11 protein-coding genes are annotated in these 13,130 nt (G+C 66.0%); 10 read left to right on the top strand and 1 reads right to left on the bottom strand.

Features of this window, described 5'->3' with window-relative positions:
* Positions 1 to 83: 83 nt before the first annotated feature.
* The 6 genes from ABWO17_RS06300 (at position 84) to ABWO17_RS06275 (ending at position 6,399) form a co-directional block, all read left to right on the top strand.
* Positions 84 to 2,105 carry a methyl-accepting chemotaxis protein gene (locus tag ABWO17_RS06300; protein WP_353116742.1) on the top strand — a complete coding sequence of 674 codons (2,022 nt, stop codon included), beginning with the start codon at positions 84 to 86 and terminating at the stop codon, positions 2,103 to 2,105.
* Positions 2,106 to 2,469: 364 nt separating this feature from the next.
* Positions 2,470 to 2,844: a desulfoferrodoxin gene (locus ABWO17_RS06295; protein WP_353116740.1), complete on the top strand. Its 375-nt coding sequence runs from the start codon at positions 2,470 to 2,472 to the stop codon at positions 2,842 to 2,844.
* Positions 2,845 to 2,961: 117 nt separating this feature from the next.
* Positions 2,962 to 3,120, top strand: coding sequence for a rubredoxin (gene rd, locus ABWO17_RS06290; protein WP_007526280.1), 159 nt, complete (start codon positions 2,962 to 2,964; stop codon positions 3,118 to 3,120).
* Positions 3,121 to 3,466: 346 nt separating this feature from the next.
* A complete protein-coding gene (locus ABWO17_RS06285) occupies positions 3,467 to 4,675 on the top strand; it encodes an FprA family A-type flavoprotein (RefSeq protein ID WP_353116737.1) in 1,209 nt (402 codons plus the stop codon).
* Positions 4,676 to 4,918: 243 nt separating this feature from the next.
* On the top strand, positions 4,919 to 5,626 hold the full coding sequence (gene modB / locus ABWO17_RS06280) for a molybdate ABC transporter permease subunit (RefSeq protein WP_353116735.1): 708 nt from the start codon (positions 4,919 to 4,921) through the stop codon (positions 5,624 to 5,626).
* Positions 5,626 to 6,399 carry a sulfate/molybdate ABC transporter ATP-binding protein gene (locus tag ABWO17_RS06275; RefSeq protein WP_353116733.1) on the top strand — a complete coding sequence of 258 codons (774 nt, stop codon included), beginning with the start codon at positions 5,626 to 5,628 and terminating at the stop codon, positions 6,397 to 6,399. The genes modB and ABWO17_RS06275 overlap by 1 nt, the downstream gene beginning before the upstream one ends.
* Positions 6,400 to 6,681: 282 nt before the next feature.
* On the opposite strand, the gene ABWO17_RS06270 is transcribed toward ABWO17_RS06275, so the two are convergent.
* A complete protein-coding gene (locus tag ABWO17_RS06270; RefSeq protein ID WP_353116731.1) occupies positions 6,682 to 8,067 on the bottom strand; it encodes a TOBE domain-containing protein in 1,386 nt (461 codons plus the stop codon).
* A gap of 318 nt (positions 8,068 to 8,385) precedes the next feature.
* Here ABWO17_RS06270 and tsaA point away from each other — a divergent pair, with 318 nt between their 5' ends.
* The 4 genes from tsaA (at position 8,386) to cydB (ending at position 13,023) form a co-directional block, all read left to right on the top strand.
* The gene (tsaA, locus tag ABWO17_RS06265; RefSeq protein ID WP_353116729.1) at positions 8,386 to 9,306 is read left to right on the top strand and encodes a tRNA (N6-threonylcarbamoyladenosine(37)-N6)-methyltransferase TrmO; all 921 of its coding nucleotides are present in this window, start codon (positions 8,386 to 8,388) and stop codon (positions 9,304 to 9,306) included.
* Positions 9,303 to 10,100 (top strand): molybdate ABC transporter substrate-binding protein, encoded by a 798-nt coding sequence (gene modA / locus ABWO17_RS06260; RefSeq protein WP_353116727.1) that lies wholly within the window; start codon positions 9,303 to 9,305, stop codon positions 10,098 to 10,100. The genes tsaA and modA overlap by 4 nt, the downstream gene beginning before the upstream one ends.
* Positions 10,101 to 10,641: 541 nt before the next feature.
* On the top strand, positions 10,642 to 11,943 hold the full coding sequence (locus ABWO17_RS06255; RefSeq protein WP_353116725.1) for a cytochrome ubiquinol oxidase subunit I: 1,302 nt from the start codon (positions 10,642 to 10,644) through the stop codon (positions 11,941 to 11,943).
* A 54-nt stretch (positions 11,944 to 11,997) separates the two neighbouring features.
* Positions 11,998 to 13,023: a cytochrome d ubiquinol oxidase subunit II gene (cydB, locus tag ABWO17_RS06250; RefSeq protein WP_353116723.1), complete on the top strand. Its 1,026-nt coding sequence runs from the start codon at positions 11,998 to 12,000 to the stop codon at positions 13,021 to 13,023.
* The last annotated feature ends 107 nt before the right edge of the window (positions 13,024 to 13,130 follow it).

Raw genomic sequence — 13,130 nt, 5'->3', positions numbered from 1 at the left:
CCGACCACCCATTGGCACATCGCCCCGGAACACCGGGGCGGGCACCCTGCGAGCTCGCGCCGCAGGACAAACCGGGGGGTCGCATGCTGTTCACCCGTTCGCTGGGCGCCAAGGTGCAAATGCTGGTCGTGGGCACCGCAGTCATCGTCTTCGCGGCGTTGTTCCTCACCAACTCCTACTGGCAACGGGAAACCACCCTCCATCTCATCCACGATTCCTCCGCCCGCACCGCCCAGATCCTGCTCGAGGCCATCAACGACCCCATGTCCAAGGGCAACGACGAAGGCACCGAGGAAAAATTCAACGCCATCGCCGCGCGCTATCCTACCGTCAGCGTGCATCTTGCCGACTTTCGGGGTTCCATCACCTATTCCACCCGGCACGAGGTCATCCGCAAGCCCATGAAGGACGTGGTGCGCGACCCGCGCTTCGCCACGTTGTTCGACACCGCGCTGCAAAAGCCGGTGGACGATGGGCAGCTGCTGGAACTGGGCGGCGTGCCGTACTACACCGAACTCAAGACCATCCCCAATGCGCCGGAATGCCATCACTGCCACGGCGCCAGCCAGCCCATCCTGGGGGCCATGGTCATGCTGCAGGACATTTCCGCCGACGCGGCGCTGCTGCGCACCCGCCAGTGGCAGGGCGGGGCTCTTTCGCTGGCGGGCATGCTGGCCCTTACCGCCGTGCTCTCGCTGTTCATGCGCCGGGCCGTGGTGGGCCGGGTGCGTACCATCGCCCGGGTGAGCAGCGAAATCGAGCGCGGCAACTACGCCGTGTCCTTCACCGACGATTCCCGCGACGAACTGGGCGTGCTGTCCGCGAACCTGGCGGCCATGGTTTCCACCATCCGCAACCAGCTGGAATACAACAAATCCGTGCTTGGCGGCATCATCGTGCCGCTGGCGGTCATGGACAAGGCGGGGCGCATCGAATTCGCCAACCAGCCCATGTGCGCCATCCTCGGGTCCGCGTGCAAGGACCTGATGGGGCTTTCGCTGCGCGAGGTACTGGAAAAGGGCGGACAGGACTGTACCCTGCAATGCGACCCGGTGACCCAGGTGCTGTCCACCGGCACCAGCACCAGCGGCATGCTGCGCTACGTGCGGCGGGACGGGGTGGCCTTTCCCCTGCACTACGAGGCGTCACCCCTGCGCGACACCGCCGGCATGGCCGTGGGGGTCATCACCGTGATGATCGACCTGACCCAGGAGGAAGAGGACAAGGTCCGCATAGAGACCCAGCGCCGCAACCTGCTGGAAGTGGCCGAGGAAGTGACCGGGGTGGCCCGCGCCCTGTCCGACGCCGCCGGGGAACTTTCCGTGCGCATGGGCGAGCTGGCCCGCAACGTCGTGGAATCCACCGACGAGACGGCCCAGGTGGCCACGGCCATGGACGAGATGAACGCCACGGTGGTGGAAGTGACCCGCAACGCATCGGCCACGGCAGAGGCCGCCGACCTTGCCAACCGCGAGGCGCAGCAGGGCGGCAGCGAGATGCAGTCCACCGTGGCCGAAACGCGCCAGGTTGCCGAACGGGCCGCCGGGCTTGCCGCCTCGCTCCACGACCTGGCGGCGCGGGCCGACAACATCGGCCGGGTCATCGACGTGATCAACGAAATCGCGGACCAGACCAACCTGCTGGCGCTGAACGCCGCCATCGAGGCGGCCCGCGCCGGTGACGCGGGACGCGGGTTCGCCGTGGTGGCCGACGAGGTGCGCAAGCTGGCCGAAAAGACCATGACCGCCACCAAGGAAGTCGAGCACGCCGTCAAGGACATCCAGACGGGCACGGCCCAGGCCGTGGACGAGATGACCCGCACGCGCGGCCAGGTGGAAGCCACGGCGGACAAGGCCGAAGGCACCGGCGAAACCCTGGGGCGCATTGTGCGGCGGGCCGTGAACATCGCCGACATGGTGCGCAACATCGCCACCGCGTCGGAGCAGCAATCGGCCACCAGCGACGAGATCAATCGCAACGTCACGCGCATCAACGACCTGTCGCGCGACATCGCGGGCCGCATCCACACGGCGGAAGCCTCCATCACCGAAGTGTCCGGCATGGCCCGGCGGCTGGGCGAACTTGTGGAACGGTTCCGCCAGTAGGGCCAGGCCGCGTCCGCGCCTTGCCCCACCGCGCCTGCGATCCGGGTGCATCCGGAATTTCGCGCAATCTTTCCGCCAGTTCGCGGAGAATGATTGAACAGTCCACCGACCTGATGTATAGGTGGCAGTACCGCATGTGCCCTCCGTTCCGTCCAGCGGCACGCCCCACGCGGCGTACACCGCACGGGCCGCCACCGGAACCTTCGCCCCCCCCGGATCGCAGGACACGCGGAAGCAACGAGACACCCCGGCCCCCCCCGGACCGGAGGGACCGGACGGACCGCACGCACAAAGCGGGCGCCCAGCACCGCACGAACATCACACGGCCGATACAGGCCCCAAAGATCCTTCAAGGAGACATCCCGTGCCGAACATGCTCGAAGTCTACAAGTGCGTTCACTGTGGCAACATCGTTGAAGTCATGCACGCTGGCGGCGGCGACCTCGTCTGCTGTGGCGAACCCATGAAGCTCATGAAGGAAGGCACCAGCGACGGCGCCAAGGAAAAGCACGTGCCGGTCATCGAAAAGACCGCCACCGGCTACAAGGTGAAGGTTGGCTCCGTGGCCCACCCCATGGAGGAAACCCACTGGATCGAGTGGATCGAACTCATCGCCGACGGTCGCAGCTACACGAAGTTCCTGAAGCCCGGCGATGCCCCCGAGGCCGAGTTCTGCATCCAGGCCACCGAAGTTTCCGCCCGCGAATACTGCAACCTGCACGGACACTGGAAGGCGTAAGCCCGCCCTCGCGCCGCCCCGGCGGACAGCAGTCCCCGCCGCCCCGGCGGCCGACAGTCCCGTGACAGGCCGCGGCGCGTGCCCGCATCGCAACCACCCGACAATGAGGAACGAATCATGAAGAAGTACGTCTGCACCGTTTGCGGCTACGAATACGACCCCGCCGAAGGCGACCCCGACAACGGCGTGAAGCCCGGCACCGCCTTTGAAGACGTGCCCGCCGACTGGGTGTGCCCCATCTGCGGCGCGCCCAAGTCCGAATTCGAACCCGCCTAGGGCATTTCGACTCATGACCATCAGGGGAGGCCGCGCCGCCAATGGCGGTGCGCCTCCCCCCTTTGCGTCCGCCCCTGTTTCGGGCCACATCCCCCCCCCCGGGGGGTGGAGGGTCGGTACGCCGCATGCGCCGGGTGCCGAGGCCCAGGGCACGTCGAAGCCGCCACCCGAAGCCGCGTTGCGCGCCGGTTCGCACCGCGCGCCAGCCCGCACCGCACATCAGGCATCGCCCCCCTTGCCCCACCCACGGAATTTACTTACTCCTTTGGTCAGCCCTCTTGCGCATGCTCGCCGGCATGCCGCGCCCCCCGCGCACACCCACCGCACCCGCACCGCGAGGTAGAACATGCACGCCCTTGAAATAAAGAAGGACATTCACTGGGTCGGCGTTGTCGACCACAACAGCCGCGACTTCCACGGCTATTCGCTGTCGCCGCAGGGCACCACGTACAACGCCTACGTGGTCATGGACGAAAAGGTCACCCTGTTCGACACGGTGAAGCACGAATTCCTGCCCACCCTGCTCTGCCGCCTGTCCCAGGTGGTGGAGCCCGAAAAGATCGACTACATCGTCTGCAACCATCTGGAGCCCGACCACGCCGGTGCCCTGGCCGACATGGTGGCCCGCTGCAAGCCTGAAAAGATCTTCTGCTCGCCCATGGGCCTGAAGGCCATGGAAGCCCACTTCGACATCACCGGCTGGCCCGTGCAGGTGGTGAAGACGGGCGACTCCATCAGCCTCGGCAAGCGCACCGTGACCTTTGTGGAAACGCGCATGCTGCACTGGCCCGACAGCATGGTGTCGTACATCCCGGAAGACAAGCTGCTGATCTGCAACGACGCCTTCGGCCAGAACATCGCCAGCACCGAACGCTACGCCGACGAAATAGGCCGCTCCGCGCTGCTGCACGCCATGAAGGAGTACTACCACAACATCGTGCTGCCCTTCTCGCCCATCGTGCTGAAGACGCTGGACGCCATCGCCGAGCTGAAGCTGGACATCGACATGCTGGCCCCCGACCACGGATTAATCTTCCGTGGGTACGACGAAGTGCGGTTCGCCTTCGACACCTACCGCCGCTATGCCGAGCAGAAGCCGCAGAAGCGCGCCGTCATCGTGTTCGACACCATGTGGCACTCCACCGAAAAGATGGCCCATGCCATCGCCGACGGGCTGGAGGCGGGCGGCGTGCCCACCCGCATCATGTGGCTGAAGGCCAACCACCACAGCGCGGTGATGACCGAACTGGCCGACTGCGGCGCGGTGATCGTGGGTTCGCCCACCCACAACAACGGCATCCTGCCCGAAGTGGCCAAGATGCTCACCTACATGAAGGGCCTGCGCCCGCAAAACCGCATCGGCGCCGCGTTCGGCTCGTTCGGCTGGTCCGGCGAATCGGTGAAGGCCATCACCGAATGGCTGGAATCCATGGGCATGGAACTGCCCGCGGAAGCGGTGAAGGTGAAGCACGTGCCCACCCACGACACCTACGCAAAGTGCTTCGAACTGGGCAAGGCCGTGGCCGCCGCGCTGACCGCCAAGTGCGGAGCATAGGCGACGCGCAGCCAGCAGTCTGAGCCGCATCTGGAAAACGCAAGGGGAAGGGCCGCACGGTCCTTCCCCTTTTCTTTGGCAAATCGGGACATTCCTGTGGGTGCCACGCCCGCAGGCATCGCGCCGGGGGCCTTTTCCGACAGCATGTCGCGGGCTCGTGTCAGTGCCCCGTGCCACGGTCACCAAGACAAATTTTTTCGTGCCTCTGTTGCGGCCCCCCGCCCTTTTCGCCACAGTCGGGCCATGGATTTCCTTTCCCCCCTCTTCGCGGCGGACACGCTGAAGCTGTCCGTCATCCTGCTCACGTTGAAGGTGGCGGGCATCGCCACGGTGGTGTCCTCGGTGCTCGGCATCCTGACGGCGTGGTGCATCGCCCGCCGCCCCTTTCCGGGCCGCACCTGGGTGGACGCCCTGTGCGCCCTGCCGCTGGTGCTGCCGCCCACGGTCATCGGCTACTACCTCATCCTGCTGGTGGGGCGGCGCGGCCTGCTGGGGCCGTGGCTGGCCGAATTCGGCATCAACCTGATGTTCTCGTGGGAAGGCGCGGTGGTGGCGGCCACGGTGGTGGTCTTTCCGCTCATCTACAAATCGGCCCGCGCCGCGCTGGAAGCCGTGGATCACAACCTCGAAAACGCGGCCCGCACCCTGGGGGCATCCGAGTGGAAGGTGTTCCTGCGGGTGTCGCTGCCCCTTGCGTGGCGCGGCATTCTGGCCGGGGTCATGCTGGCCTTCGCGCGGGGCATGGGCGAATTCGGCGCCACGCTGATGATCGCGGGCAACCTGCCGGGCCGCACCCAAACCCTGTCACTGGCCATCTACTCCGCCTTTCAGGCCGGGGACGACGCGCAGGCGCTGGCGCTGGTCATCGCCACCTCGCTGTTGTGCATGGGCGTGCTGATCCTGGCGGACAAGCTGGCCACGGGCGGGCTTTCCTTCGGCAGGGGGGCGTGATGATAGACGTTTCCATCACCCACCGCCTGCCCCCGGCCCGTGGCGCGGGCGGCAAGGGCTTCAAGATCGACGTTTCCTTCGCCACGGAGGACCGCACCCTGGTGCTGTTCGGCCATTCCGGCTCGGGCAAGACCCTGACCCTGCAAGCCATTGCCGGACTGATGCACCCGCGCGAGGGGCGCATCGTCATCAACGGCACCACCCTGCTGGACACGGCGACGGGCATCGACATTCCCGCGCGCGACCGGGGCATCGGCTACGTGTTCCAAGACTACGCCCTGTTCCCGCACCTGTCGGTACGCAAGAACGTGGAGTTCGGCCTGGGCGCCGGGCACCGTGCCAGCGTTGCCGGGAATGGAAACGCCTCCATGGCCGACGGCGCAGGCGGCAAACGGCGCGTGGACGAACTGCTGGAACTGTTCGAGATAGACCACGTGGCCCACAACCTGCCGGGAAACATTTCCGGCGGGCAGCGCCAGCGCACCGCGCTGGCCCGCGCCCTGGCCACCAACCCGCGCGCGCTCTTGCTGGACGAACCGTTCTCTGCCCTGGACCCGCTGCTGCGGGTGCGCATGCGCAAGGAATTCAGCAGGCTGTTCGCCCACTTCGACATACCGGCCATCATCATCACCCACGACCCGGACGATGTGGACGCCTTTGCCGACACCCTGGTGCTGTACGAGGACGGCCGCATTCGCCACCGCCTGAACTTCCGCGAACTGCGGGCGGAGGGGAAGCCTGCGTTGGGGTTGCTCATGGCCCTGATGGGGTAGCAGCACCCAGGCCATCCGCTCTTTCCGCCACCTTTCCCGCCAGGCCATGCGCGTCAACATGGCCTGGCGGGTTTCACCCGGCGCGCCGCCTCGCGCGTCCGGCAGTCACGGGCCATCGGGTACCATTCGCCCATCTGTCCCCCCGTCCGCCCCTCCATGTGAAAGCGCCGCCGCCCCCTCGGGGACGGCAGCGCTTTCCGCAGGCGGGCGGCATGCCACCCGCAGACCATGCCTACATGTCATGCTCACACGGCATGCCCGCACACAGGGCGTTTCGCCAGGCTATTCCACGTTCAGGATCACCGAGAACGCCTTGAACATCACCAGAATGTCGATGCCCGGCGCAAGGTCCAGCGCCTTCACGCTTTCCACGGTCAGCAGGGCGCACACGGTGGTGCCTTCCGGCAGGTCCACCACCACCTCGGCGGCTATCTCGGAAAGGTTCACCCGCGCCACCTTGCCCGCGTAGCGGTTGCGGGCGCTGGTCTTCAGGCGGTTTTCCTCACGGGCCAGGATCACCCACGGCGCCTTCACCGTGGCGGTCATCACCTTGCCGGTGCTCACCCCAAGGTTCTGGGCGCTTTCCTCGGTAATAACCGAAACCACCTTCAGCCCGCTGTTGGTGGTCAGTTCCACCTCCACCAGCAGCCCGTCCTTGACGACGGACGTGACCCTGCCGGTGAACGCGTTGCGTGCGCTGGTCTTCATCCGGGTCTCCTTGTTCAGGTAATGATGCACGATGCGCCGTACGTCATCGTCCGAAAAACGCAGGTAGTTGGCCGTCTGGTTCATGCTCTGGTGGCCCAGGATGCCCTGCACGATCTTCAGCGGCACGCCGCCGCGCAAAAGCTCCACTGCCCGCGAATGCCGGATGACACGCGGGTTCAGGTATTCCTTGGGAATGGAGCATTCCGCCGCACGCTCGTAGAACTTGCGGCGCACGTAGCCCTGATCCATGCGGAATACCCGCCCGCGCAGCCCGAACATCATGGGGTCGTCCAGCACCCGCTGCACCTCGCGCATGACCGGGCCGGGCAACTGGATTTCGCGCCCGCCATGCCCGCGCACGATAACCTGCTGCCGCACCGGGTCAAGGTCGGCGGCATCATCCAGGGCCAGCACCTCGCCAAGCCGCAGCGCGCCGTGGCGCATCATCAGAAAGGCCACCCACAGACGCCCGCGCGAACGGCGCTGCACCGGCGTGGTGGCCGCGCCGAACCAGGCAAGGAAGGTTACCGTCAGCTCGTCGAGCTGTTCGGACGTAAGGTGCTTGACCCCTTCCGGCACCTCGAAGCTCTGGGCAGGGCAGGGAACATCCTTGCCCCCCTGCGGTGCGGGTCGGGGATGGGCGCCGTCGTCACCGTTCCGGGCGGCACCGTGCGGGCAGGCGGTGGGGCCGCTCATGCCCGATACGCCGGACAACGCGGTGACGATGGAGTGCAGCGTTGCCGCGCCCAGGGGGTCCGCGCCCACGCAGCCTGCGCCTGACATGCCTGATGCGCCTGACATGCCTGATACGCCTGACGCACCAGATACGCCGGATTCCGCGAGTGTGCCGGATACGCCGCCGTTAAGCCGCGCCTCCAGTTCCCGTTCGATGCAGGCCCGCATCAGTTCCAGTTGTGTCTCGTCCAGTGCGCCGACGATACCGGCCAAAGGAGCATGCATGGTCGTTCTGCCTCCGCGGTGTCGTTGCCGCCGCTACCCTGCCGGAAGTCTTGGTCGGTTTTGGCCGGAAAGGGAACACAGTCACGAAAAAAACAACCCAGGTGACCGTATTGCGTGCTGCCCGGGCAAAGACTACCCGGAAGATGGAAGGAGCCCGGTCGCACGTGCCTGCCGCACCGGTGCCCCGACGAGGTCCGGCCCGGAATGCGCACCGGGCCGGCACCTCCGTGCCGCCTTCATGCCCCGTCCGGAATGCTGCACCGGCATCCGCAGGGCGGGCTGCTTCTCCGGCTTACCTGCGCCATCGACGAGATGCCCATGCCCTTCGCGTCCTCCCTGCCCGCCGTGCTTGTTCCCGTGCTGTCCTTGCTGTTGCTTGCGCTGGCCGCTCTGGCCGTGCTGCTGGCCTTCGAGGGGGGCCGCTCGCCGCGCGGCAACGCCCATGACGGCGAACTGGGGTTGGCAACGGGACGCGGCGCTGCCATGCGCCTGCGCCTGCGCGAACTGTGCGGCGGTCCGCTGGCCCTGATGCTGGCCGGGCTGGGCGTGCCCCTGCTGTGGCCGGAACCGGAGGCCGGGGTGGCCCTGCTGGCCACGGCGACGGCGCTGCACCTGCTGCACGGCCCGGTGGCCGCCCACGCCGCGCCCCGTCCCCCAGAAACTCGGGCAGACACTCGGGCAGACACTCGGGCAGACGATCCCGCAGACGATCCGCACGCCCAACACATTTCCTACGCGCCTGTGGCCCACATGCGCACCCCGTTCACCAACGTGCGCGGCATGCCCATCCAGCCCGTGGGCGCCCAGGGCGTGGCGGGCAGCATCGACGTGCTGCCCGAATTCGCCGACGGCCTCGCCGACATCGAAGGCTTTTCGCACCTTCTGGTCATTTACCACCTGCACGAATGCAAGGGCTTCACCCTTCTCGTGAAGCCCTTCCTGGACAACGACGAGCACGGCGTGTTCGCCACCCGCTCGCCCCGCAGGCCCAACCCCATCGGCATTTCCGTCCTGCGGCTTACCGGCATCACCGGTAACCGGCTGCACGTGGAAAACGTGGACATGCTGGATGGCACCCCGGTGCTGGACATCAAGCCGTACGTCCCCACCTTTGACGTATGGGATGCCGACAGGACGGGCTGGTTCGCCACCGTGGCGGACAATGCCGTGCAGTGCAGGGCCGACGACCGTTTCGTCCCCGCAGACACCACTCAACCTCAGACAGGAGGCGCCTCATGATTTCCGGTTTCCGTCCGCTTCGCACCGGCCGCCGCGTTCTTGCCGCACTGATCCCCACCGCACTGGTCTGCGCCGCACTGGTCTGCGCCCCCCTCGCCGCCCAGGCGGGCGAGATCACCGTGTCCGCCGCCGCCAGCCTGACCAACGCCTTCACCGACATCAAGGGCATGTTCGAAAAGGCCACCCCCGGCAGCAAGGTGCAGACCAACTTCGCCGCGTCCGGCCCGCTGCTGAAGCAGATGCAGGAAGGGGCGCCGGTGGACATCTTTGCCTCCGCCGACCAGGCCACCATGGACAAGGCCGTGGAAAGCAAGCTCATCGACGTGGCCACCCGCATCGACTTCGTGTCCAACAGCCTGGTGCTCATCGTGCCCGCCGATTCCAAGTTGGCCATCGCGGGCGTGGACGACCTGAAGAAGGCCAATGTCACCCGCATCGCCGTGGGCAACCCCGATTCCGTGCCCGTGGGCCGCTACACCAAGGCCGCGCTGACCGCCGCCGGTTCGTGGGACGCCATCTCCGGCAAGGCCGTGCTGGCCGAAAGCGTGCGCCAGGCCCTGGACTACGTGGCGCGCGGCGAGGCCGAAGCGGGCTTCGTGTACATGACCGACGCCAAGATCGCGGGCGACAAGGTGAAGGTGGTGGCCACCGTCAAGGGCCACGCCCCCATCACCTACCCCATTGCCGTCCTGTCCGGCTCCAAGGACAAGGCCACCGCCGCCGCGTTCATCAAGTACGTCACCGGCCCCGAAGGCATGGCCGTGCTGGACAAGTACGGCTTCGGCAAGCCGTAGCCCGTAATTCCGATTGCCCGAATTCCCCCGCCGACAGCAACGGGCGTCGACCATGCGGTCGGCGCCCGTTGCGCATGAGGGCATGGCGCATGCCCGAAATGTTCCCTGCCTGCTACGGGCAGTGCGGGCACATCCGCACGACTCGCCCCCGTGCCTGCGCACACCCGCCCGGCCTGCCCCTTCCCCCTGCCCGTCCGCACCGCTCATCCCGCCCCGCAAACCGGCCATCCCGCCCCGCAAACCGGCCATCCCGCCCCGCAAACCGGCCAGCACCGCCAACTTGCCGCCGCCATGCATTTTTTGCTGACAGTTTCTCCGCAACCATGCTAGATTGCGTACAGTCCCTTCCGTCAGCGCGTGTAAAAATTCTTCCACCATGCTTGCATATTGGCAGGAAAGTGGTAGTAGCAACCATTATCGCTTGATGCGCACACGTCGTCCGGCCTTCGGCGGAAGCAGACCGGGCGGCGCGCCGATTTCACCGTTTAACCTTGCCGGGCTTCCGGGCGGTCACACCGCCGGACCCGCAAAGGGGGAAAGCATGGATGTCGTCATGCTGTCACGGCTGCAGTTCGCGGTGGCCGTTTTCTTCCATTTCATTTTCGTGCCGCTGACACTGGGCCTTTCGGTGCTCATCGCGGTCATGCAGACCCTCCACTACCGCACCGGAAACGAAACCTACAAACGCATGGCCAAGTTCTGGGGCAAGTTGTTCCTGATCAACTTCACCCTTGGCGTTGTCACCGGCATCACCCTGGAATTCCAGTTCGGCACCAACTGGTCCCGCTACTCGGAATACGTGGGTGACATCTTCGGTTCGCTGCTGGCCATAGAAGCCACCCTGGCCTTCTTCCTGGAATCCACCTTCCTGGCCGTGTGGGTGTTCGGGTGGGAGCGCGTGTCCAAAAAGATGCACCTGTTCGCCATCTGGGCCGTGGCGTTTGCCTCCAACCTGTCCGGCCTGTGGATCATCCTGGCCAACGGCTGGATGCAGAACCCCGTGGGCTACGTGATCCGCAACAACCGTGCGGAACTGGACAACTTCTTCACCGTGCTCAGCAACCCCTACGCATGGGGCCAGTTCTTCCACAACATGTTCGCCTCGTGGATGCTGGCGGGCTTCTTCGTGCTGGGCATCTCTGCCTGGCACCTCTTGCGCCGCAACGAAGAGGATTTCTTCAATCGCTCGTTCAGGCTGGCCGCCGGGTTCACCCTGGTGCTGGCCCTTCTGGTGGCGGTGCAGGGGCACAACCACGGCAACACCGTGGCCGAGCTGCAACCCGCCAAGCTGGCGGCCATGGAATCGCACTGGGAAACCCAGAAGTCCGCGCCCATGTACCTGCTGGCCGTGCCCAATGAAAGCGCGGAGGGCAATTCCATCCAGGCCTTCGGCATTCCCGGCGTGCTCAGCCTGCTGGCCTTCAACGATCCCTCGGCCGAAGTGAAGGGCCTGAAGGACTTCCCCAAGGAAGACCGCCCGCCCGTGCTGCTGACCTTCCTGAACTTCCGCCTGATGGTGGGCCTTGGCACGCTGTTCCCGCTGCTGGCGGGTGCCGCCTTCCTGTTCCGCAACCGCCTGCAGGACAAGCAGTGGCTGCTGAAGGCGCTGCCCTGGGCCATCCCGCTGCCCTACGTGGCCATCATGGCCGGGTGGGCCGTGGCCGAAATAGGCCGCCAGCCGTGGATCGTGTACGGCATGATGCGCACCACCGACGCGGTATCGCCGGTGCCCGCCTCGTCCGTTGCCGTATCGCTGCTGGCGTTCGGGGCGGTATACACCCTGCTCGGCGTGCTCGACATCTACCTGCTTCGCAAGTACGCGCGCAAAGGCCCCGCTGCCTAGCCCGCACGACGTGCCGCATAGCCGCATGAACAGCTAACCGAGAGGATCGGAAACATGTTGGAGACAATCTGGTTCGTCCTGTGGGGCCTGTTGTGGGCCGTATACTTCGTCCTTGACGGTTTCGACTTCGGCATGGGCACCCTGCTGCCCTTCGCCGCACGCAACGAGACCGAACGCCGTACCATCTATAACGCTGCGGGGCCGTTCTGGGACGGCAACGAGGTGTGGCTGATCACCGCCGGTGGCGTCACCTTCGCCGCGTTTCCCAAGGCCTACGCGGTGATGTTCAGCGCGCTGTACGCGCCGCTGCTCATCCTGCTTTTCGCGCTGATCTTCCGCGCGGTGTCCTTCGAGTTCCGCAACAAGATCGACAACCCCCGCTGGCGCAAGGTGTGGGACGTGTTCCAGTTTCTGGGCAACTTCGTGCCCGCGCTGCTGTTCGGCGTGGCCTTCGCCAACCTGTTCATGGGCATCCCCATCGACGGCAACGGCGTGTACCACGGCAACCTGCTGAAGCTGCTGAACCCGTATGGCCTGCTGGGCGGCGTGTTCTTCGTGCTGATGTTCGCCCTGCACGGCGCGCTGTGGATGGGCATCAAGTCCACCGGCGAGCTGCACGACCGGGCCGTGGCCCTGGCGCGCGGCATCTGGCCGCTGCTGCTGTGCGCCGCGCTGGCCTTTCTGGCGGCCACCGCCGTGTACACCAACCTGTACGTCAACTACATGAAGCTGCCGCCGCTGCTGGTGTTCCCCATTCTGGCCGTGGCCTCGCTGCTGACCACCCGGTTCTTCATCGCCTCCAACTCGGTGGGCATGGCCTGGGTGTGCAACGCGGTGTTCATCGTGTGCGTGACCTTCTTCGGGGTGTTCGGCATGTACCCGGCGCTCTTGCCGTCGAGCATGGACCCGGCCTTCAGCGTCACCATCGCCAACGGCGCGTCCAGCCCGCTGACGCTCAAGATCATGCTCACCGTGGTAGTGATCTTCGTGCCCATCGTGCTGGCGTACCAGGCGTGGGTGTACTCCGTGTTCACCCACAAGATCACCGACGAGGATCTGGAAGACGAGCACGCCTACTAAGGCTCTACATGGTCTTTTTGTCCGTTGGCCTGCGGCAGATAGCCAATGGCAGGGCAAAGGACGCAAGGCACTGCAAACGAAAGGGGAGGCCCATGGGCCTCCCCTTT

The organism is Nitratidesulfovibrio sp. (assembly GCF_040373385.1).
In the GTDB taxonomy this organism is placed as follows: domain Bacteria; phylum Desulfobacterota; class Desulfovibrionia; order Desulfovibrionales; family Desulfovibrionaceae; genus Cupidesulfovibrio.
This window is presented reverse-complemented; position numbering and strand designations above follow the sequence as displayed.